The following is a 20,634-nucleotide window of genomic DNA, read 5'->3' as shown; positions in this document are numbered from 1 at the left end:
AGAACGAGGTGACTGAGGATTGAAAAAAGGATGGAAAACCTACCCGATGTTCTGCCCGAACTGCGGAGCAATAAACCACGGACACAAAAGCGAAGATGAGAAGATCCGCTATGAGTGCAGAAAATGCACCGTAAAGTTTGTCCGGGTACCGAAAGGCAGGCGGCACGACACGATTGAGCTGTTCGCCGCACAGGGGCAAGAGGCTCTGATGTAGGAGCGATACAAAACTGAATACGGCGTAACGACGGTAAGGTCGGGCTGAAACAGAGCCGCACTAAATCCTTATCAGGTCACACGCTTTGAATACTTCGGTGTGTTAAGCCAGACTTGCTGACAGCAGACATGAGAGGCCGCCGACAAGACAGATAGCCACAGGCTAATTCTGTCTTGCCGGTGGCTTCTTTTTTCGGCAAGGACAACCGAACAGGAGCTTCCGGCAGAGAAATCTCTGAAAGGAAGCTCTTTTTATGTTGAAGAACTGGCTCTGCTACATAGCGAAATACCCGTGATCTCCGAATTTTGAGTTCAACCAAAAATTCAAAATTCAAAGGAGATTACGAAAATGACTGACAACACATTAAATCTTGACGCCCTGACAGAAGCATTTAAGGCTGACTGCAAGGTGATCAGGCTGAAATACGAATACCTCGGCTACACGGGTACAGAGAAGTATGCCATTATTTCCGACTTGAGTTACGAGCAGATTGTTGAAAAACACGCTCCTGTCGTAAAGCAGTATATTCCTTTCCTGCTGCTCAGCAAGGCTGCGGGCGAGGTCTTTGCAGAGTTTAAGCGCAACGAGGACAAGTTCTTCAAGCGGATGCAGCGGGATGACAGCTATGGATTTGAGGACGGTACTACGGAGCTGTATAACTCCGGAATCTGTGTTCCCGACTTTACAGGGGAACTGTTTGAGGAAGAGAAAGACAGCCGCATAGTTTGGGCGGCGTTTGCCCGTCTTACGCCCACGCAGAAGAAATATGTAAGGCAGCACCTTTTCGGAGGTAAAACCTTCACACGGATAGCCAAGGACGAAGGGAAATCCATCAAGACCGTGCAGGAGGCTTACATAGCTGCGATAAAAAAGATGAAAAAGTTTTTGAAAACACCCTCAAATTTGGACTCCTAATTCAGAGTAAGTGAAGGGGTTGTTTCGGAACGGTCGGAAAACACCTTTCAAAATAAAGAAATGAGAGGTTTTACATTATGGAAAACAAAAACATCAGCAAGGTCAAGCGCGGCGAAATCTATCTCTACGACTTCGGCACAAACGAAGGCTCCATTCAGAACGGGCTGCGTCCCGCCTTGGTCGTTCAGTGCGACGAGGGAAATAAGGCAAGCTGCACTACGGTAATCGCGGCAATGACCACGGTAATCAAGAAGCGGTATCTCCCGTCCCACATCATCTTGGGCGACCGCTTCGGGCTGAAAGAGCCGTCAATGGTGATGCTGGAGCAGCTCCGAACGGTCAACCAAGCCGACCTCTTGGAGTACATCGGCAGGATTGACGACGAGCATTGCATGAAGAAAATCAATATCGGTGTCAAAAAGGCGCTGGGGCTTTGGGTGGATAAGCCCTATCGCAAGCCTGCCGATATGCGCTGCCTGTGCGTGAAATGCTTGGAGAGTTACAAGAACAGCCCGAACTACATCGTAAAGCGGCTTGATCCCTTTGCGAAAGCCAAGGACAAATGCGATAAGTGTCAGAGCTACGGCTATGACTATCTTGTGATTGAAAGAAGCAAGGAGGGGTGATGATGAACAATACTCCGAAAAAGGAAAATGCCGCCATCGAGCTTTTCTCCGGCTTTGGCAACAGCGATTTCAGGATGAAGATCGGCGGCACGGTATATGAGGTGTCTACCCACTTTGATCCCGAAGGTAGCCGATGCGTATTACAGCAGTTCCGTGACCTGATACTCTCAGAGGAATTACTGGAAAATCGCATAATTGCGGAAAATGCAAAGGCACAGTAAAATAATAGTGCCTTTGCAATGCCCGGTTGTCGGAAAGGAGATATGACAATGGCAACAGCAAACTATATCAAAGGGCAAAGCGAAACCAAAATCACGGCGCTCTACTGCCGTCTTTCTCAAGACGATGGGCGGGAAGGCGACAGTAACTCCATATCGAATCAAAAGGAGATTTTACTTGCATACGCACAGCGGAATAGTTTTCCGAACCCTCAGTTTTTCACGGATGACGGATTTTCGGGGACGACCTTCGACAGACCGAGTTTCATCCAAATGGAGAACATGGTTGAACAGGGCTTGGTAGATACCATCATCGTAAAGGATCTCAGTCGTTTTGGCAGGAATTATCTTGATGTGGGCAACTACCTTGAAATCAAATACCCGACCCTCGGCGTCAGGTTCATTGCCATTCAGGAAAATGTAGATACCCTCAAGGAAACAGGTACGGAGATGATGCCGTTCAACAACATATTTAACGAGTGGTATGCTGCTCAAACGAGCAAGAAAATCCGCGCGGTATGGAAGAACAAGGCGGCAAACGGCAAGCGGGTCAGTTCCTCCGTCCCGTTCGGCTATGTCAAGAACCCACAGGATAAGGAGGACTGGCTGGTAGACGAACCGGCAGCGGATATTGTGCGGAGAGTCTACGCACTCTGCCTTGACGGGCGAGGTCCGTTGCAGATCGCAAAGCAGCTTGAACAGGAAAAGGTTCTCATCCCTTCCGCCTATTACGCTTCGCTTGGCAGAAAAACAAGAAAGCAGTATACCAACCCATACGCTTGGGATCAGAAAACCGTCGCCGGTATTCTTGCCAATCAGCAGTACACGGGCTGCACCGTGAACTTTATGACCACCACGGTCAGCTACAAGGTTCACAAGACCGTGTATAAGCCAAAGGACGAGTGGCAGATCATCCCGAACACTCAGCCTGCCATCATCGACGAGGACACCTGGAAACGAGTACAGGAGCTTCGTGAGAACCGCATCCGTCCGACAGCAACAGGGAGGACAAGCCTTTTCTCCGGCAAGGTGTTCTGTGCGGACTGCGGTTCAAAGCTCCATTTCTGCGCCGCCAAGAGCCTTAACGCTAATCAGGAGCATTACCGCTGCGCCAACTACAAAAGTGGCAGAGGAAACTGTCAGATACACTATATCCGCAATGTAGTGCTGGAAAAGATCGTGCTGGAAGCTATCAACAGCTTGGCGGACTTCGTTAGATGCTATGAACCGGTGTTTCTATACCTGATGGCGCAGAAAGACATCGTATCCAAGCGGACGGAAACAAACAGGCTCAAGTCCTCTATTGAAAGCGGAAAGCGGCGCATTCAAGACCTTGACAAGCTGATAGAGCGCATCTATGAGGATCAGGTTCTCGGCAACATCTCAGCCGAACGCTATGCAAGAATGTCGGTCAATTACGAAAACGAGCAGAGGGAGCTTGTCAAAAGGGTCGATGAGGACGAGAAAAGGCTTGTCAGTATAGAACAGACAAGCCTCGACCTGAAAACCCTGCTGAAAGTCCTGCGAAGCAACACGGCGTTTGAGGAACTGACGCCAACGCTTGTCAACTCGCTGATACGGAGGATCGAGGTTCACAACAACGACAAGTCAAGTGGTCACTGCTCTGTGAAGGTGGACATCTACTTCACAGCCATCGGACTGATTGACATTCCCACAGAGGACGAGATCAAAAGCCTGATGGAGAAAATACAGTCAAACCCGCAGGAATACAGGCTTACAGCCTAATAGAGAAAACGGTGCAACCCCGAAAACGGGGTTACACCGTATCCCTTTCAAAAAACATCCTTACGGGGCTTTGGCTAATGTCAGCCCCGCTTTTTTTTGGAGAACAGTATGGAAGAAAACACAAAGAAACTCATTACACAAAGACAATTTCAAAGAACGGCAGCTTTAGACCCACGGTGCAAAGTTGCGCTGCTGATTATGATCGGATGTGTCAGTTATTTTCTGAATGGCGAAATTTGCAGTTTGGTACTTGTTGCATCTTTTGCGCTATTCATTGCTGTCGGCAATGGCGGAAAATGGGCCGCCAAGATGCTGATTTTTTATATTGTCATTGCCTATCTCAATGCCTTACTGCGGTATGTTTCTATTCCGGTACTCAGCGTGATCATGAGTGTGTTTGGTGTGACCATTTTGAAACTGGTTCCTATTGCAATGATGGGAATATGGATTTTGCACACAACACAAATGGATGATCTCATGGTATCGCTGCAACGCATGCGATTGCCGCAGGCTGTTACAATTCCGTTAGTGGTCATGTTCCGCTACATACCTACTTTACGGATTGAATACCGCATGATTCGTAATACAATGGACATTCGCGGCATCGGTGATACGGTATGGAAACAACTTATCCATCCGCTTGCTACGATTGAATATATTCTGATCCCTTTGCTGATGCGTTGCCTGAAAGTAACCGATGAATTAGCAGCATCCGGCACAACGCGGGGATTGGAACTGGAAGGAAAGAGATATGCGCTGAACCCTGTCCGTTTTTCGTGGAAAGAGTATGCAGTGACTGCGCTGGGAATTGTCTTTTTAGCGCTACTTCTGTTCCTCGACCATACCTCTATTGGGGAAATCATTATATGGAGGGTATAGCGATGATTACCTTTGATAATTTCTCTTTCCGCTATGAGGAAAGGGATAAATTTACATTGAAAGATCTGAACCTGACAATACAGACAGGCGAATTTGTTTTATTGACAGGTCGGAGCGGGTGCGGGAAAACTACCCTGATTCGCTGCCTGAATGGGTTGATTCCACATTTCTACCCCGGAGAGTCAAAGGGGGATATTCTGTTGGACGGACACTCTTTGCTGGAATTGAAGCCGTCTGATTTAGCGGGTAAGGTGGGGACCGTATTCCAAGATCCACGTTCACAGTTTTTTATGACAGATACCACACGGGAGCTTGCTTTCGGGTGCGAAAATATGGGGTATTCCCGTGAGGAAACCGTTGACCGCATTGCAAAAGCGGTGCTGGATTTGGAACTAAGCGATTATCTGAACCGCAGTATTTTTGATTTATCCAGCGGCGAAAAGCAGCAGATCGCGATTGGTTCAGTCTATGCCCTTTTGCCTAAAGTATATATCTTTGATGAACCGTCAGCGAATTTAGACTATGCTGCCACAAAACGTCTGGCAGAAACCATGAAGCGCCTGAAAGCTGATGGATATACCATTATTGTTGTTGAGCATCGTTTCTACTATTTGAGGGAGTTGCTTGACCGGGCATATCTGATTCAGGATGGCAGGCTTATACAGAGCTTCACAAGAGAACAGTTTTGCTCATTGTCCGATGAAACCCGTATCCAATACGGATTGCGTACAGTCTATCCAGAACGGGAGGCAGCGAAGTATCAGCTAAAACCGGCACATAAATCCAATGATGGATTGAGTGTAAGCAACCTCTCCTTTGCATATAAAAAGGGGCCGGATGTTTTACGGAATATCAATTTTGAAGCCCATAAAGGTGATGTGATTGGTATTTTGGGGCATAACGGAGCCGGAAAAACCACCTTGCTCTCGATTATGACAGGCCTTCTAAAAGAGAAAACCGGGAGTATCCGTTATAACGGCAAAAAGCTGTCCCCGCGCCAGAGAAGGAACCTGTCCTATCTTGTCATGCAGGATACCGATTATCAGCTTTTTGGCAGCAGCGTGGAAGAAGAATTATCATTGGGAATTGAAAATGACTGCTCCGGGAAAGTCACGGAAACTTTAGAGGCTCTGGAACTTGGCGCATACCGGGAGTGTCATCCTGCGTCCTTATCAGGAGGACAGAAACAGCGGGTGACGATAGGCGCTGCCATTGTCAAGGACAGTCCGGTCATCTATTTTGATGAACCCACCAGCGGCCTTGACTACGATTCTATGGTGAGGGTAAGCCATTTGATCGAGCAGCTTGCAGCAGCCGGTGTGATTATTTTCGTTGTGTCGCATGATTTTGAATTTATTACCCGCACCTGTTCAGAAGTGTTACAGCTTGATGGTCAGGATTCGATTAAGAATCAGGTCTTAACCCCGGAAATCTTGCTGTCACTTTCAAAACAATACTTTAATTGATTGGAGGCTTTGTTATGTTCAAGAAAGTATTTGAGTATGCCGGGCCGCACAAAAAGGACTTATATATAGCAACTTTCATCGTCCTGCTTAGCGTCCTGATGGGGGTACTTCCCTTTGTGCTGGCCTATCAGGTGATCTCGCCTCTTGTCATGGGCAATGCCGTTGATACCAAATATGTGTGCATACGGGTAATCGGCGTTTTGATCTGCCTTATTTTACAGGCCATTCTTTATGGCTGGGGACTGGATGTATCCCATAAGGCCGCTTATAGCACGCTGCTCCGGCTTCGCACTTCCCTGCAAAAGAGATTTGAAGCAGTTCCACTTGGATTTATCCAGGATAAGGGAACCGGCACAATTAAAAAGCTGTTTGTGGATGATGTGGACAGTCTGGAAGTATTGCTTGCCCACTCTTTGCCGGAGGGGATTGCAAACCTGATGATTCCGATTGCAATTTATGTTGCTATGTTTTTCATCGACTGGAAACTGGCCCTGCTATCTCTTGCGTCTATTCCGATCAGCTTTGCGGCTATGATGATTATGTATTCCGTTGGTATGAAGAAAATGGGGCCGTATTACATGGCTGGGCAGAAAATGAACAATACCATTATTGAGTATATCAACGGTATGGAAGTTGTGAAAGTGTTCAACAAGGACGCAGAATCCTATGAGCGTTTCCGCAAAGACATTTCCGATTATCGGGACTATACGCTGGAATGGTATAAGGCAGCATGGCCGTGGATGGCAATTTACAGCAGCCTTTTACCCTGTACGATTATCCTTACTCTGCCTTTGGGGGCATGGTTTGTACTTTGTGGATTCTCCACTCTGCCGGATTTGATTTTGGTGCTTTGCCTGTCGCTTAGTATTGGTATTCCGCTGCTGAAATCTTTGAGCTTTTTACCGACTATGCCGCAGCTCAATTATAAGATTGCCGCTTTGGAGCAAGTGTTGGAAACAGCGCCGTTACAGCAGACGGACGCCGTTTTTCATGGGAAGAATTACGACATTTGTTTCGATCACATTACATTCGGGTATGAGAAAAGTCAGCCGGGACCTGATGGACAGCCGATGGTAACAATGGATGAAGTTATCCATGATATTAGTTTTACTGCAAAGGCAGGACAGAAAACGGCCTTAGTTGGTGAATCCGGCTCCGGAAAAAGTACGTTGGCGAAACTGCTGATTCACTACTACGACCCGCAGCAGGGCAGCATTTCCATTGGTGGGCAAAAAATAACGGAAATGAGCTTAGAGGCATTGAACAGTCAGGTTTCCTACGTGGCGCAGGATCAGTATTTATTCAATACTTCCATTCTTGAAAATATCCGTATTGGGCGGCCAGACGCTACAGATGAAGAAGTCCTTGAAGCGGCGAAAAAAGCACAGTGCATGGAATTTCTTGAAAAGCTGCCGCAGGGGATTCATTCGATGGCGGGAGATGCCGGGAAAATGCTTTCTGGCGGTCAACGACAGCGTATTTCTTTGGCGCGAGCCATTTTGAAAAACGCTCCTATCATCGTGTTGGATGAAGCGACTGCATATGCAGACCCGGAGAATGAGGAAAAGATGGAGGCTGCGATTGCGGAATTGGTAAAAGGCAAGACCTTATTTGTGATCGCCCACAAACTTCCTGCAATTATGAACGCCGATCAGATTTGTGTGATCGAACATGGCAAACTGGCGGCAACCGGCACTCATGCTGAACTGCTGGCAATCTGTGAGGAATACAAAAAACTGTGGAAAGCCTCGCAGGACAGCGCAGAATGGAAAGTCAACGCTGTAAAGGAGGGAAAATAAATGCTGGCACTATTTTCAAGAATCCTAAAACTCTCCGGCAAGTATAAGTGCCGGATTCAGGGGGCTTTCGTATGTGCTTTTCTCGAATCCATACTTTCAAAAATGCCTATCTTTTTAGCCTTTCTTGTGCTCTCTGGATTCTATCAGAAAACATTGACAGGCACAAAATGTCTGTATATCGGTATCGGACTTGTTGGCGTTGTGGCTGCACAGGTGATTGTCCATTATCTCTGTGACAGACTGCAAAGCGCTGCCGGATATATGATTTTTACGGATAAGCGGATGGAGCTCGGCGGTCATCTCCGCAAGCTGCCGATGGGTTATTTTACTTCGGGCAACATTGGCAAGATCAGTTCGGTACTTAGTACGGATATGGTATTCATTGAAGAAATTGCCATGAGTACACTTGGCAATATGATGAGCTACATGCTCTCTGCACTTATCTTGCTGGTATTTATGTTCTTTCTGGACTGGCGGCTTGGTCTGGCTGCGGCTGCTGTAACGCTGCTGGCATGTTTTACCGCAAAAGGGATGAACAAGGTTTCCTTAAAAGAAGCAGCTTGCAGACAGGATCAAAGCGAACATTTGACGGACGCAGTTCTTTCCTTTGCAGAGGGGATTAGCGTAATTAAGAGCTATAACCTGATTGGCGAAAAGTCGGAGGAATTAACCGGGAATTTCAGACGTTCCAGAGATACATCCACTGCCTTTGAACGTAAAATGACGCCGTGGACAAGAGGCCTGAATATTTTGTACGCAGTCGGAATCGCCGCTATTTTTGCGCTTTCCGTTTGGCTTCAGCAAAGCGGTTCCCTTTCGCTGCCTTATCTGCTTGGCGTTCTGCTCTTTGTCTTTGATCTGTTCAGCCCGTTAAAGGCACTGTATGGAGAAGCCTCGCGCCTCACGGTTATGAACGCTGCTTTAGACCGTATTGAAGCGGTTCTGAATGAAACAGAGTTGCCGGATAAAGGGACGGCACATATTCCGAATGAAAGCTCCGGCTCACCGGAAATCTGTTTTGATAATGTGACTTTTGCCTATCAGGACAAGGAAGTCCTGCACAATATCAGCTTCTCTATGCAGAAGAATACCATGACCGCACTTGTGGGACCGTCTGGCGGCGGCAAATCCACGATTGCAAACTTACTGGCGCGTCTGTGGGATGTGAAATCCGGCAAAGTGACAATCCGTAGTACAGATATTCGGGATGTACCTCTCGCTGAACTGATGGAACAGATCAGCATGGTTTTCCAGAGGGTGTACTTGTTCCAGGATACCATTTACAACAATATCAGCATGGGTAAACCGGACGCTACTGAGGAAGAAGTCTATGAGGCTGCAAAAAAAGCCCGCTGCTATGATTTTATCATGGCGCTGCCGGATGGATTCCAGACAGTCATCGGTGAAGGCGGCGCTACTCTGTCCGGCGGCGAAAAGCAAAGAATCTCTATCGCCCGCTGCATTTTGAAGGACGCACCGATTGTCATTTTGGATGAAGCGACTGCAAGTGTTGATACCGATAATGAAAGCTATATCCAGGAGGCAATCAATGAACTGGTAAAGGGTAAAACATTGCTTGTGATTGCACACCGCCTGAATACCATCCGTCAGGCAGATCAGATTTTGGTGATCTCCGATGGACGGATCAGCGAACAGGGAACCCATGACGAGCTTATGGCAAAAGCCGGGATTTATCAGGATTTTGTAAATATCCGTAAAAAGTCCTCCGGCTGGAGCCTTGCATAAAGGAGACAATAGTGATGATTCATGCGTCCGGAGAGGATTATCTGGAGGCTGTGCTGGTTCTTCAAAAGAATCACGGTGCTGTCCGCTCTATTGATGTTGCACGGCGTGTTGGAGTTTCAAAAGCCAGTGTAAGCTATGCGGTGTCGGCTTTGCGTGAAGGGGGCTTTTTAACGGTAGATAGTGATTACGTTTTGCATTTGACCGAAACAGGCCGGAATGTTGCCGAAAAAATTTATGAGCGGCATCAGTTCTTTACAGAGCAATTTATCGCAGCTGGCGTTGACCCTGAAATTGCAGAGCGAGATGCTTGCCGGATTGAACACGCCATCAGTCAGGACACCTTTGAAAAGATCCGGGATGCACACAAACAGGAAAAATAGGATACTAATGCCCGTCGTTCCAACTGTGCGGACAAGAGCAGCCAGTGGGGAAAATATAAGCCCACTGGCTGCTCTACATGAAAGACAATCATCGGCCCTTTTGTTTTCCCCTGTACATCACTTCAGCTTATCTGCGCTCATGCACAGGTCTATGTACCGTTGCGACTCTTCTTCACCCTTTCCTGCAAAGTAATCAAGAACGCACTTGGCAACGGTCTGCGGCGCTCTATCGTGGAACACGATTCCATCCAGACTGATGTCCATTTCTTCTGAAATCAGCGCAACCGTTTCAAATTTCGGATTGCTCTTGCACTTTTCAATCTCAATGACAGTTCGGGTACACATATTAAGCCGTTCCGCTAATTCGCGCTGCGTGATCTTTTTCTGCTCCCGCTTTTCGCGAAGCTTTTGGGCGAACAGGTCAAGAAAGTTCATTGTAAATCACCTCTACTACATTGTAGAGTGAGCCTCAATTCACTTAAATACACATGAAGCTCACATTGAATGAGCCACAAATCATATTTAGCGAGTTGGAGGTAATTTTATGATGTCACGGATGAACAGGAGATACTGCTAAGGCCGCTCGCGGTCATGTAAAAAAGCATAAGCACCGATTAGCCGTCCACTTCAAAAAGCACGCGGCTATCCCCCAGACGAGCTGCACTCACGAAAGCGAGTTGCAGCTCTCTTTTTATGCGGTTTGGTTCATCCGTGATTTAGCCCCTCCCGGTACAGTATTCGTTACTCATGTTTTCACTCGCACGCAAGGCGCTCGTTCAGGTCATCATGCCTGTTCGAGCGCCTTTTTACGTTTTCCTGTCGGCTGTCGTTCTCCGCCGGTGTTGGTCTGGTTCACCACCCACCCAACACCGAAACGGAGGACATATTATGTTTAACAGAAAGAGCAGCTATGCGCTGAACAAGAAAGACCCCAACGCTATCGTTTACATGGATGCCAACGAAGCCATCATCCGCCTGACCCGCGAGGACTTTGCCAGCGAGGAAGAATTTCTGAAATGGAAGTCCCTGTCGGATGCAGACTATCATGCTTCCGAGAAAGAGGATCATGTCTACGCTAATCATACCCTTGCACTGGACGAGCTTTCCGAGGAAGCAGCATCTATTCCCGCTGCGGATATCTGCATGGAGCAGGCGCATGACCGGGTGGCGGAAATCCGCCGTAGCACCCAAAAGGTTACGCAAATCAGGAAGCACCTGACGGACACTCAGTTCCGCAGGATGTGGATGTATTTCGTGGATGGAATGACGATTGACGAGATTGGAAAAGTCGAAGGCGTGTCGCATCAGGCTATTTCTCTCAACATTACAGCAGCAATCAGAAAAATCAAAAAATATTTCTGAGGTTTTTCAAAAACACCTTGCAAAAGTGGCCCAAAATCGGCGATAGGTGAAGGGACATTCTCCACGAAGCCTTTCGTTGAACGTTGAAAACTGAATAGACCATGATGCAGGCACAAAACCCGCGTGATAGCGGCATAAGGTGCGCCGCCACGACGATGGCTTCAAGGAGGTGATTCCGGAAAAGCCATCCGAGCGATCTACGCAGCCTTAGACCCGATTCGGCAAATCGGGCGCGATGACAGCGCGGCGGATAATGAAACTTGCTCACGCCCTCCCACAGACTTGAGGGGGAACCCTGCGGTATGCGCCAGCTCTTTGAGGCAGCGGTATCGTGGAGTTATGACAGCCCTGCCAAGGGCGGCCTGCATCATGCCCACTATCCGGGGCGCGTGGCAAATAGGATGGATCTTCTCAAATGGACAAGCAGAGCGGCTGCGCCGGTATTCGCCGTTATGTTATGTGGCTCCAATTCTACCCGCGCAGCCGCCTCTCAAAGTCAGATACCATGCGCTGACGGCCTTTCCGTCAGCGCATTCATGTGACCTTGAGGAAACCCACCAAACCGAGAAAGGAGATCGCCATGATGCAGCCGACGCCAAACGAAACCCAAATCCACACGGATGAACTGGTGGACATCCGGGAAGTATCCGTAGACAAAAATCTTCCCAAGGAAGAACGCATTGTCGCCTTTATCCGCCAGATCAAAAATCCTTACCGCTTCCGCTGCGGCGATTTTGTGGTAAACGCCTGCTTTGCCGGGAACGGCGTTACGTTGGAGGAATGTCTGCAAGGCATTTTGCGCTGAGCGACATCCTCGCTTTTTTCCGCAGAGAGTGCTATGATCGGTGTGGAAAAGGATGAAAACCTAATAGCCAGATAACCACTCTTTTCATGCGGGAGCAGTCCGGGAGAAAGGAGTGCTTTTTCATGCCTAAATACAAAGCTACCGCTTACATCCGCCTGTCCTACACCGACGATCATTCCAGCGAAAGCGACAGCGTTTCCAATCAGCGCAAGCTCATTGAAAACTTTGTAGAGCGTAACCCGGATATTGAGGTCGTTTCCGAAAAGATCGACGATGGATACAGCGGCATCATCTTTGACCGCCCCGCGTTCAAGGAAATGATGCAGGATGTCACCGATGGCAACATCAACTGCGTCATTGTAAAAGACCTCTCCCGCTTAGGGCGCGAGTACATCGAAACAGGCCGGTATCTGCGCCGGGTATTCCCGGCCTACGGGGTGCGTTTCATCGCTATCACCGACAGCATCGACACCGCCCACGACAGCGGCGATGATCTGACCGTATCGGTCAAGAACATTATGAATGAAGCCTACTGCCGGGACATTTCCATCAAGACCCGTTCTTCTCTGGACGTGAAGCGGCGCAATGGCGATTTCGTCGGCGCGTTCCCGGTGTACGGCTACATGAAAGCCGAGGACAACAAGAATTTGCTCGTCCCTGACCCCTACGCTGCCCGCGTTGTCTGCGACATTTTCCGTATGCGGCTGGAGGGCGCAAGCGCCTCCAAGATCGCATCTGAGCTGAACCGGCTGGGTATTCTCTCCCCGCTGGCGTACAAGAAGAACAACGGTCTGCCCTACGCGAAAAAGGGCTACGCGGACAAAGCCGACTGCAAGTGGTCAGCAACCACCATCATCCGCATCTTGCAGGACGAAACCTATACCGGAACGCTGGTGCAGGGCAAACAGGGTACGCCGCATTACAAGATCAAGCAGATGGAGCAGCGCCCCGCCTCCGAGTGGGTGCGCGTCCCGGATGCCCATAAAGCGCTGATTGCCCGTCAGGATTTTGATCTGGTGCAGCGCATCAAGGGGCTGGATACCCGCACTTCTCCCAACGAGGACACGGTGTACCTGTTCTCCGGTATTCTGATCTGCGGGTGCTGCGGAAGCCGCATGACCCGCAAGACCAACCGTGCGAACGGCAAGGAGTACCACTACTATTATTGTCCTACCGGCAAGAAAAAGGGCTGCGCCCATCCGGTCATGCTGAAAGAAAGCAGCCTGATCGACTGTGTGCGGGACAGCCTGAAAGCCTATATCGGCAATATTGCTTCTCTGGAGGCGCTGCTGACCGGCATTGACCAGTCCAGCATCAATCAGGCGCTTGCCAAGGAATACAGCGACCACATTACCGACAACGAGCGCCGGTTGGAGCAGGTGCTGGAGTTCAAGGCACGGCTTTATGAGAGCCTTGTGGGAGGTATGCTTACCAAGGAAGAATACGCTTCCTATAAGGCAAAGTACACCAAGCAGGCCGAGGACATCCGCGAGAGCATCCGCGTTCTCAAGGAAAAACTCACGGAGGTTTTGGAAAACCGGAGTGAGCGCAACCGCTGGATTTCACAGTTTACGCAGTTCTCCACGCTGGAAACCTTAGACCGCAGGGCGCTCATTCACATGGTACAGAGCATCCGCGTCCGTGGCAAAAAGGAGCTGGATATTACCTTTACCCATGAGGACGAATACAAAAAGGCGTTGCAGCTTTTGGCACTGGCAGCGCAGCAGAAAGATTACGAACAGAGAAAGGTGGGCTGAGCATGGCAAGAAAAAGCAGAAAAGAAACGGCTGCGGTGACCGTTCAGGAGGCCGACGCCGCTTGCCGCGCCGCGATCTACGTCCGCCTTTCGGTGGAGGATACCCACACGCACAGCGTATCCATTGAAACCCAGCAGATGATTATTGCCCGCTATCTGGAGCAGTACCCGGAGATCAGCGTGTACGATACCTACATCGACAACGGCGCGACGGGGACAAACTTCCACCGTCCGGGCTTTCAGCAGATGCTCTCGGATATTGAGGCCGGTCATGTAAACTGCGTGATTGTCAAAGACCTTTCCCGTTTGGGACGGAACACCATCGACACCGGCTATTACATCGAGCAGTATTTCCGCATCCGCAGCATCCGCTTTATTGCGGTCAACGAAAACTTCGACACCGCCAACCCGGAGGACGCCCATTCCGGTATCATTATCCCGCTGCGGAACATGATAAACGAAGCCTACGCTTTCGACATTGGGCGCAAGATCAGGGCGCAGCAGCGGCAGGCCATGAAAGACGGCAAATTCATCGGTGCGCGTACTCCCTACGGCTATCTGAAAGCCGAGGACGATTGCCACCAGCTTATCATCGACCCCGTTGCCGCCGTTGTGGTGCAGCGGATGTTCCGCTGGGCTTCCGAGGGTGCTGGCCTCAATACCATCGCCGTGCGGCTGAATGAAGCGGGCGTTCTCACTCCCAGCCACTATAAGAAGATGCAGGGCAAGATCACCCACGAAAATTTGCTCGGCAGCGGCAAGTGGCAAACCCGAACAGTCGGCGTTATTCTCCGCTCCGAGGTCTACACCGGAGATCTCGTTCAGGGGCAGACCAAAACCGTGGATCACCGGCAGGTCAAGGCCGATGCCGAGGAATGGACGGTGGTACGGGACACCCACGAGGCCATCATCAGCCGGGAACAGTTCGCGGCGGTGCAGGAAATTCTCAATCAGACGGCCAGCCGCGCCAAGACACGGGAGGTCAAAGCCTACACGCCGAATTTACTCAAAGGCAAGGTGTTTTGCGCCCATTGCGGCGGCAGCCTGCACCGGCAGCGGAATATCCGCAAGAAGTCCGACGATGTGTACTTCTACCATTGTCTGAGCAGGAGCCGAATCAGCAAGGATGCCTGCCCCGGCGTGACCATCCGCGAGGATGCGTTGCTGGATATGTTGGCAGATATGCTTCAGGACGCGCTTGATACGGCGCTGGGGCAATATACCCTCTCCCTTGCGGAGCTGCCCCGGCAGGCCGCTGACCGCGCCGAGCTGCGGGAGAAGATCACCAGCCGCAGGCAGGAAGTCCAGCGGCTTCGCGGTATCGTGCGGAGCTTATATGAAAACCTTGTGCAAGGCGTTCTTACCAAGGATGAATACTTCGACTACAAGGAGAAGTACGAAAGCCGCATTGCCGACCTCGCCGTGGAAATGGAACAGTTGGAGGATGGCCTGCGAACGATGGATGCTCAAACAGAGCAGCACCGGGCGCTGGAACAGGACGCCGCACAAATCAAGACCGACCGTGCGCTGACCGGCGCACTTATCGAGCGACTGATCGACCGCATTGAGGTATCCCACGACAAGCAGATTACGGTGCGCTATCGCTTCCAGAGCGAGTTTGAAACCTATGCGGAGGTGCTGGAACAATGCAGAAATATGTAATCGCCCTCTACATCCGCCTCTCCATCGAGGATTACAAGTACGACAGCCTGAGCATTGAAAATCAGAGCCTTGTCCTCCACGAATACGCGGCTTCCATGCCCGAAGCCCTGAACGCGGAGATCACGGAGTTCATCGACAACGGATATAGCGGCACGAATTTTGAGCGTCCGCAGGTACAGAAGCTCATTGAGCTGGTACGGGCCAATCAGATCGACTGCATCATCGTCAAGGATTTTTCCCGCTTCGGACGAAACAGCATTGAAACCGGCTATTTCATCGAGCGTGTGTTCCCACTGTTCCATACCCGCTTCATTTCCATCAGCGACGATTTTGACAGCAGCAAATTCAAGGGTGACACCGGCGGCATGGACGTGGCGTTCAAGTATCTCATCAGCGAATATTACAGCCGCGATATGTCCATTAAAACCAAGAGCGCCAAGTACGCCAAGATGCAGCGCGGCGAGTATCAGAGCAAAATCTGTCCCTACGGCTACCGCAAAAGCGCCGATGGCAGAATGGAGCCTGACCCGGAGGCTGCTGCCGTTGTGCAGCTCATCTTCCAGCTTGCCGCCGAGGGCATCAACGCCACCGCCATCACACGGGAGCTGTTCCGCAGAAGCATCCCTACCCCCGGCCAGTACAAAGCGGCGCACGGCAATCATACCCACGATATTTCCCGCTGCCACGGGATTTGGAGTGCATCCACCATTCTCCGCATTTTGGAGGACGAACGCTACACCGGCGTGTATATGATCGGCAAGCGGGCGGTTCTCGAAGTAGGCGGCACCAGAAGCCGCCTGAAGGACAGAGAATCGTGGTACATCATCCCCGACCATCACCCGGCCATCGTCGAGAAAGCTGTGTTTGATACCGTGCAGGCCAGCCAGCTCCGCTTTTCCCAGCCCAACAAAAAGAAGCGGGACTACCCGCTGAAAGGCAAAGCCTTCTGCGGCTGCTGCGGTCATGCGCTATCCCGCACCATGCAGAAAACCTCGTACTATTACTGCCGCCATTCTGAGGCGGACGTTGAAAGCCGCTGCCACAAGATGCACCTGAACGCCGCAGAGCTGGAACAGGCGGTATTCCTGACGCTGAAAAAGCAGTTGGAGGCCGCCGCACCGCTTGCCCCTGACGGTACGCTCCGGGTAGATGCTTCCGTACCGGAACGCGCCGAATATGAGCAGCAGATTGAAACGCTGCAAGACGGCAAGCGCACACTTTACGAACGCTATCTCATGGGCGAGATCGACCTGAACACCTACAAGGCGGAAAAGGCCGCGTGTGACGAGCTGCTTTTGAAAACGAAAAATGCCTATGCCGCAGTATTGGCACAGGCGAAACAGAAGCAGGACGAACAGGCACGGCAGGACAGCCGCAAGGAAGCGTCCAAGGTGATTTTCGATGCGGACACGCTGACCACCGAGCTGGCCGAGCTGCTGATCGACCGGGTGCTGGTATATCCCGATAAGCGCATCGAGATCGCATACAAAATCCAGGACATTTTTGATTGAGGTGGCAGTCATGAAAATCGCTTTCTATTGCAGAGTGGACGGACAGGGCTTTGGCTTTGTCCTCCCCGATGAAGCTGACAAGCTCCGCGAGTTTTTCGCCGAGCATCAGGATAAGCCTGCGCTTGAAAATCCATCAAGCGCAAGCTAAAAATTTTTGTCGTGTGCTTGACATACGGGTGACGCAGATCGTGAAAGCGCATCCGGCGCAAACCGTGACTCTCCAGAAATTTCGGAAATGCGTTGGTCAGGTATTCCACCCGCATCCGCTCGCCCAACTCATCCACGAATACAAAGCCATCGTATTCATAGTTGTAGCAGTTGCCGCAGACCTGCTTGTTCAGTTCCTGCGCCTCTTTCACCTGCATAAAGTATTCCCGGAAGCTGCCGATGAGCGGCAGGGTGCGCAGACTGGACTTGGTCTTGGCGGACTGCTGTTCAATTTCCGCCTGCTTGCCATCAAGAGTAATGGTCGTAACGGTTCGTATGACTGAAATCGTTCCACGCTCAAAGTCGATGGCGTCCCACTTCAATCCCAACACTTCACCCCGACGGAATCCATAAAAAGCGGCCACCAGCACCGGCAGCTCCAGCTTGGTGCCCCGGAGAGCTTCAAACATCTTCTGCATTTCCTCTGCCGAAAGGAAAACCGGCTGAAAGCTGTTTTTTCTGGGCCGGTCCACTTTGTCCGCCACATTCTGGATCAGCATATCGGTCTTGACCGCATATTTCAGCGCCGAGTGGATAATCGCGTGATAGTGGATGACCGTATTCGGTTTTACCTTTCTGAGCATTTCGGAATAAAACATCTGCAAGTGTCTGGCTTCCAGCTCCCGCAAGGTCAGATTCCTCTGGCGGAAGTACGGTCCGACTGGCATCTTGATCATTGCGGCGTAAGAACTGTATGTTGCCACAGCCAGCCGCCCTTTGGCAATTTCCAGCCATTCCAGCAGATAATCGGCAAACAGCATATCGCTGCTCAGGTCGCCCACCTCTTTGGGCGGCTCAAACTCCGCCCGGAGCTTTGCAAGCTCGGCTTCGGCTTTGCGCTTGTTGCCCTTTTCGGGAAGCCCCAGTGCGATCCATTTCGTTTTCCGCTGCCCTCCGGCGTTTCTATAGTTCAGCACGGCGTAATACCTGCCGTTTTTCAATGTCAGATGTCCTGCTACCAATTTCATCTCCTCCTGTCCTTTGTATTTGCAGAACAGAACTCCAAACCGACAGCATCAGTATACCATCGGTTTGGGGTTCTCTCTATTCTGCGATTTGTTTGATTACAGCCGCATCAATACGAATCAGCGGGCATCCCGGTTCCGTTCTCTCTGCCGCTTCAGTAATTCCAGCCCCTTGATGATGTCCCGGCGCATCTGCTCCTCGGTGTAGCCGGAGGGGAAGTATTTCCGCAGCTCCTCCCGTTTGAATTTCAGCTGCTCCTGCTGGTTGGGCTTCGTCTCCGCCAGCACGGCGTAGACTATCTGGTCATCCAGCAAGCCCTCCTGCGCCAGCTTTTTCAGGCGGATGCTCTGGGCGTGGGACGGGGTGCAGTCGTTCAGCGCCATCGCGTCCAGCACCGCCCGCTGCTGATACGAGTCTAAGTAGGAAAGCTCCACCGCCGGGTTGAAGGCGATCTTGCCGTCGTCCACCATCGAAAGCAGTTCGGGAATCAGGTAGGTCAGGCGAATATATCTTTTAATTTGATTACGGCTTTCGCCGGCATCGTCAGCTACTTTTTCTACACTGAGCAGCTTCTGCCCAACTTGGGCAGAAGTGACACCTTGATGCTTGATGGCATCCAGCTTCATCTTGTAGGCGAACGCCTTTTCGCTGGGCAGGATGGTCTCCCGCTGCAAATTGGCGTCCACCATTGCGATCACCGCTTCATCGTCAGACAGCTCCCGGACGATGACGGGCATCGTCTCGACGCCCAACACCTGACACGCCGCCAGTCGCCGGTGGCCGGAGATCAGCTCGTAACCGCCGTCCGGCAGCGGCCTTGCCAGCGCCGGGGTGATGGCTCCCACCTTGCGGATGCTCTCGATCATTTGCTGCATCTCCTCGTTGTTCTGCACCTTGAAGGGGTGACCCTTGAACGGGTGCAGCTCGGCCAGCGGAATGTTCCGCACCCGCTCCAGCTTGGCATCGTCCCGCTCCGCCTGCGTGGAGAACAGGTCGTCCAGCGTGGGTAAAGTAAAATCCAATTTTCTCATTGTGTTGTCCTCACTTTCATAGTTTTTTCTTTCAGGGGTTTTAGGGCACGCCCTAACGAGTGTTTTTGCGCTCCGGCCCTGCCGGGAGTAAAAACGCACTGCTCGCTCAGATGACGCAGGCATCGGCGGCAGGGGCACTGTTTGGCTCCGACAGGAGTAAAAACAGTCTGCTCGCTTAGACTGCGCAGGCGTAATTCTCGCTTACTTTAATTCATTCAAAACTGCTTCCAGTCTGCTTATAATTTCCTCTTTCTGAAGCTGTGGGAGTTCCGCTTTCAGGCCGTTCAGCATCCGAAACAGGCGGTAATCCCGCTCCGTGATGGCCGCTTTGACCTCTTTTCCAAGCCCCAGCCGCCGCAAGTATTCCGACAGCGGCAGAGAACAGAACCGGGCATTTTCCAGCAGCTTCTGCTTCTCCTGCTCGGTCACACGGACATTGATCCCGTAGTTTTTGCTGCGCATTTGTTCACCCCCTTTCTTCGGTTTGTGACGGCAATGACGGTTGTGACGGGGATTTCCTTATATAGCGATCCCGGCGTCATTTGCGTCATCACCGTCACGGCGCAGAAATTTGATGAGTCGGCTTTTTCCCGTTCGCTTGGTGCGATACTCGATGCCCAGCGGCTCCAGCACCTCATAGGCAAACTGGCCGAGATACTTCGTGGCCATATTGGGCGTGACCTCCTGCTCCTTCATTTCGGTCAGCAGCTCCGTGGCCGTGCCTACCCATTCGGTGCGGTGCTCCATAAAGTCCACCACCCGAAACAGAAATTTCGGCAGCTCCGCCTTATGAATGTCCTCGCTGTTCTTGCGCTCCACCAGCTCCCAGACCAAGTCGTTAAACTGCAAGGTCAGTTCCTGATATTCCACATCCCGCCCACTGACCAGCAGCGTAGCGGCGTTTCCGCTGCGCTTACGGCGCAGGATGAAGTTGGTGTCCGCAGCGCCGATGATGCCGGTAGAGCCGCTGACATCGTTAAAGGGATCGTCGCTGTCTTGCAGCTTTCGCAGGTGATGCACCAGCAAAATGGCGATGTTGAAGCCGTCGGCAATGCGCTTGATGGAGGAAATGTCATCGTAGTCGTTGCCGTACATTCCCGCTTTTCCGGCGCTGCCCTTGGAGTCCCGCACCTTTTGCAGCGTGTCGATGATGACCAGCTTGGTAGCGGAATGCTCGGTCAGGAAATCCGTGATCTGCTCCTCCAGCCCGCCGCCGATCAGCCCGGAGGTCACGGCAAAATACAGGTTGTCCGGGGCACTGTCGGTGAGGTTATAGAGCCGGTCTTTGATGCGGCGCTGGGTGTCCTCAAGGCTCAGATAGAGCACATCGCATTGCAGTGTAGGC

21 protein-coding genes are annotated in these 20,634 nt (G+C 51.2%); 16 read left to right on the top strand and 5 right to left on the bottom strand.

The window, feature by feature from the left end:
- Positions 1-19 precede the first annotated feature (19 nt).
- From ACI0CA_RS02560 to ACI0CA_RS02515, 10 genes are all read left to right on the top strand, one after another.
- Positions 20-214 (top strand): hypothetical protein, encoded by a 195-nt coding sequence (locus tag ACI0CA_RS02560; RefSeq protein WP_118556722.1) that lies wholly within the window; start codon positions 20-22, stop codon positions 212-214.
- A 348-nt stretch (positions 215-562) separates the two neighbouring features.
- Positions 563-1,129 carry a hypothetical protein gene (locus ACI0CA_RS02555; protein ID WP_446807027.1) on the top strand — a complete coding sequence of 189 codons (567 nt, stop codon included), beginning with the start codon at positions 563-565 and terminating at the stop codon, positions 1,127-1,129.
- A 77-nt stretch (positions 1,130-1,206) separates the two neighbouring features.
- The gene (locus ACI0CA_RS02550; RefSeq protein ID WP_118556720.1) at positions 1,207-1,755 is read left to right on the top strand and encodes a type II toxin-antitoxin system PemK/MazF family toxin; all 549 of its coding nucleotides are present in this window, start codon (positions 1,207-1,209) and stop codon (positions 1,753-1,755) included.
- Positions 1,755-1,976 carry a hypothetical protein gene (locus ACI0CA_RS02545; protein ID WP_419056650.1) on the top strand — a complete coding sequence of 74 codons (222 nt, stop codon included), beginning with the start codon at positions 1,755-1,757 and terminating at the stop codon, positions 1,974-1,976. The genes ACI0CA_RS02550 and ACI0CA_RS02545 overlap by 1 nt, the downstream gene beginning before the upstream one ends.
- A 48-nt stretch (positions 1,977-2,024) precedes the next feature.
- On the top strand, positions 2,025-3,719 hold the full coding sequence (locus ACI0CA_RS02540; RefSeq protein ID WP_446807026.1) for a recombinase family protein: 1,695 nt from the start codon (positions 2,025-2,027) through the stop codon (positions 3,717-3,719).
- A 108-nt stretch (positions 3,720-3,827) separates the two neighbouring features.
- Positions 3,828-4,598: an energy-coupling factor transporter transmembrane component T family protein gene (locus tag ACI0CA_RS02535; RefSeq protein WP_299358028.1), complete on the top strand. Its 771-nt coding sequence runs from the start codon at positions 3,828-3,830 to the stop codon at positions 4,596-4,598.
- A 2-nt stretch (positions 4,599-4,600) separates the two neighbouring features.
- Positions 4,601-6,064 carry an ABC transporter ATP-binding protein gene (locus tag ACI0CA_RS02530; RefSeq protein WP_308449349.1) on the top strand — a complete coding sequence of 488 codons (1,464 nt, stop codon included), beginning with the start codon at positions 4,601-4,603 and terminating at the stop codon, positions 6,062-6,064.
- A gap of 14 nt (positions 6,065-6,078) precedes the next feature.
- Positions 6,079-7,863, top strand: coding sequence for an ABC transporter ATP-binding protein (locus ACI0CA_RS02525; protein ID WP_302748550.1), 1,785 nt, complete (start codon positions 6,079-6,081; stop codon positions 7,861-7,863).
- Entirely contained in the window at positions 7,864-9,609 is a 1,746-nt protein-coding gene (locus ACI0CA_RS02520) for an ABC transporter ATP-binding protein (RefSeq protein ID WP_308449350.1), read from the top strand.
- An 11-nt stretch (positions 9,610-9,620) separates the two neighbouring features.
- The gene (locus ACI0CA_RS02515; protein ID WP_138374208.1) at positions 9,621-9,989 is read left to right on the top strand and encodes a metal-dependent transcriptional regulator; all 369 of its coding nucleotides are present in this window, start codon (positions 9,621-9,623) and stop codon (positions 9,987-9,989) included.
- A 117-nt stretch (positions 9,990-10,106) separates the two neighbouring features.
- Here the strand turns inward: ACI0CA_RS02515 and ACI0CA_RS02510 are convergent, their stop codons facing one another.
- A complete protein-coding gene (locus tag ACI0CA_RS02510) occupies positions 10,107-10,424 on the bottom strand; it encodes a helix-turn-helix domain-containing protein (RefSeq protein WP_021633225.1) in 318 nt (105 codons plus the stop codon).
- A 453-nt stretch (positions 10,425-10,877) separates the two neighbouring features.
- Between ACI0CA_RS02510 and ACI0CA_RS02505 the strand changes: the two genes are divergently transcribed.
- The 6 genes from ACI0CA_RS02505 (at position 10,878) to ACI0CA_RS02480 (ending at position 17,085) form a co-directional block, all read left to right on the top strand.
- Positions 10,878-11,351, top strand: a complete 474-nt coding sequence (locus tag ACI0CA_RS02505) for a sigma-70 family RNA polymerase sigma factor (RefSeq protein ID WP_138374207.1) — start codon at positions 10,878-10,880, stop codon at positions 11,349-11,351.
- Positions 11,352-11,653: 302 nt separating this feature from the next.
- Positions 11,654-11,893: a hypothetical protein gene (locus tag ACI0CA_RS02500; RefSeq protein WP_308449351.1), complete on the top strand. Its 240-nt coding sequence runs from the start codon at positions 11,654-11,656 to the stop codon at positions 11,891-11,893.
- Between the two features lie 41 nt (positions 11,894-11,934).
- On the top strand, positions 11,935-12,156 hold the full coding sequence (locus tag ACI0CA_RS02495; RefSeq protein WP_138374264.1) for a DUF6870 family protein: 222 nt from the start codon (positions 11,935-11,937) through the stop codon (positions 12,154-12,156).
- Between the two features lie 122 nt (positions 12,157-12,278).
- The gene (locus ACI0CA_RS02490) at positions 12,279-13,913 is read left to right on the top strand and encodes a recombinase family protein (protein ID WP_308449352.1); all 1,635 of its coding nucleotides are present in this window, start codon (positions 12,279-12,281) and stop codon (positions 13,911-13,913) included.
- A gap of 2 nt (positions 13,914-13,915) precedes the next feature.
- Positions 13,916-15,574: a recombinase family protein gene (locus ACI0CA_RS02485; RefSeq protein WP_308449353.1), complete on the top strand. Its 1,659-nt coding sequence runs from the start codon at positions 13,916-13,918 to the stop codon at positions 15,572-15,574.
- The gene (locus tag ACI0CA_RS02480; RefSeq protein WP_395507187.1) at positions 15,559-17,085 is read left to right on the top strand and encodes a recombinase family protein; all 1,527 of its coding nucleotides are present in this window, start codon (positions 15,559-15,561) and stop codon (positions 17,083-17,085) included. Before ACI0CA_RS02485 ends, ACI0CA_RS02480 begins: the two co-directional genes overlap by 16 nt.
- A gap of 8 nt (positions 17,086-17,093) precedes the next feature.
- Here the strand turns inward: ACI0CA_RS02480 and xerC are convergent, their stop codons facing one another.
- The 4 genes from xerC to ACI0CA_RS02460 all read right to left on the bottom strand — a co-directional run bounded on the left by xerC (position 17,094) and on the right by ACI0CA_RS02460 (position 20,615).
- Positions 17,094-18,260, bottom strand: a complete 1,167-nt coding sequence (gene xerC, locus ACI0CA_RS02475) for a site-specific integrase (protein ID WP_308449355.1) — start codon at positions 18,258-18,260, stop codon at positions 17,094-17,096.
- Between the two features lie 117 nt (positions 18,261-18,377).
- Positions 18,378-19,289 (bottom strand): ParB/RepB/Spo0J family partition protein, encoded by a 912-nt coding sequence (locus ACI0CA_RS02470; protein ID WP_308449356.1) that lies wholly within the window; start codon positions 19,287-19,289, stop codon positions 18,378-18,380.
- Positions 19,290-19,490: 201 nt separating this feature from the next.
- Positions 19,491-19,751 carry a plasmid mobilization protein gene (locus ACI0CA_RS02465; protein WP_308449357.1) on the bottom strand — a complete coding sequence of 87 codons (261 nt, stop codon included), beginning with the start codon at positions 19,749-19,751 and terminating at the stop codon, positions 19,491-19,493.
- A 57-nt stretch (positions 19,752-19,808) separates the two neighbouring features.
- Entirely contained in the window at positions 19,809-20,615 is an 807-nt protein-coding gene (locus ACI0CA_RS02460) for an AAA family ATPase (protein ID WP_446806563.1), read from the bottom strand.
- Positions 20,616-20,634: the final 19 nt, after the last annotated feature.

The organism is Hominenteromicrobium mulieris, assembly GCF_046197855.1.
GTDB classification, from domain to species: domain Bacteria; phylum Bacillota; class Clostridia; order Oscillospirales; family Acutalibacteraceae; genus Hominenteromicrobium; species Hominenteromicrobium mulieris.
This window is presented reverse-complemented; position numbering and strand designations above follow the sequence as displayed.

What these genes read in the sequence shown, in the direction of transcription:
- ACI0CA_RS02520 (WP_308449350.1), top strand. Translation starts at nt 7,864, where the DNA reads ATGCTGGCACTATTTTCAAGAATCCTAAAACTCTCCGGCAAGTATAAG.
- ACI0CA_RS02530 (WP_308449349.1), top strand. Translation starts at nt 4,601, where the DNA reads ATGATTACCTTTGATAATTTCTCTTTCCGCTATGAGGAAAGGGATAAA.
- ACI0CA_RS02535 (WP_299358028.1), top strand. Translation starts at nt 3,828, where the DNA reads ATGGAAGAAAACACAAAGAAACTCATTACACAAAGACAATTTCAAAGA.
- ACI0CA_RS02555 (WP_446807027.1), top strand. Translation starts at nt 563, where the DNA reads ATGACTGACAACACATTAAATCTTGACGCCCTGACAGAAGCATTTAAG.
- ACI0CA_RS02505 (WP_138374207.1), top strand. Translation starts at nt 10,878, where the DNA reads ATGTTTAACAGAAAGAGCAGCTATGCGCTGAACAAGAAAGACCCCAAC.
- ACI0CA_RS02465 (WP_308449357.1), bottom strand. Translation starts at nt 19,751, where the DNA reads ATGCGCAGCAAAAACTACGGGATCAATGTCCGTGTGACCGAGCAGGAG.
- ACI0CA_RS02495 (WP_138374264.1), top strand. Translation starts at nt 11,935, where the DNA reads ATGCAGCCGACGCCAAACGAAACCCAAATCCACACGGATGAACTGGTG.
- ACI0CA_RS02470 (WP_308449356.1), bottom strand. Translation starts at nt 19,289, where the DNA reads ATGAGAAAATTGGATTTTACTTTACCCACGCTGGACGACCTGTTCTCC.
- ACI0CA_RS02485 (WP_308449353.1), top strand. Translation starts at nt 13,916, where the DNA reads ATGGCAAGAAAAAGCAGAAAAGAAACGGCTGCGGTGACCGTTCAGGAG.
- ACI0CA_RS02510 (WP_021633225.1), bottom strand. Translation starts at nt 10,424, where the DNA reads ATGAACTTTCTTGACCTGTTCGCCCAAAAGCTTCGCGAAAAGCGGGAG.
- ACI0CA_RS02540 (WP_446807026.1), top strand. Translation starts at nt 2,025, where the DNA reads ATGGCAACAGCAAACTATATCAAAGGGCAAAGCGAAACCAAAATCACG.
- xerC (WP_308449355.1), bottom strand. Translation starts at nt 18,260, where the DNA reads ATGAAATTGGTAGCAGGACATCTGACATTGAAAAACGGCAGGTATTAC.
- ACI0CA_RS02550 (WP_118556720.1), top strand. Translation starts at nt 1,207, where the DNA reads ATGGAAAACAAAAACATCAGCAAGGTCAAGCGCGGCGAAATCTATCTC.
- ACI0CA_RS02480 (WP_395507187.1), top strand. Translation starts at nt 15,559, where the DNA reads ATGCAGAAATATGTAATCGCCCTCTACATCCGCCTCTCCATCGAGGAT.
- ACI0CA_RS02545 (WP_419056650.1), top strand. Translation starts at nt 1,755, where the DNA reads ATGATGAACAATACTCCGAAAAAGGAAAATGCCGCCATCGAGCTTTTC.
- ACI0CA_RS02525 (WP_302748550.1), top strand. Translation starts at nt 6,079, where the DNA reads ATGTTCAAGAAAGTATTTGAGTATGCCGGGCCGCACAAAAAGGACTTA.
- ACI0CA_RS02490 (WP_308449352.1), top strand. Translation starts at nt 12,279, where the DNA reads ATGCCTAAATACAAAGCTACCGCTTACATCCGCCTGTCCTACACCGAC.
- ACI0CA_RS02500 (WP_308449351.1), top strand. Translation starts at nt 11,654, where the DNA reads ATGCGCCAGCTCTTTGAGGCAGCGGTATCGTGGAGTTATGACAGCCCT.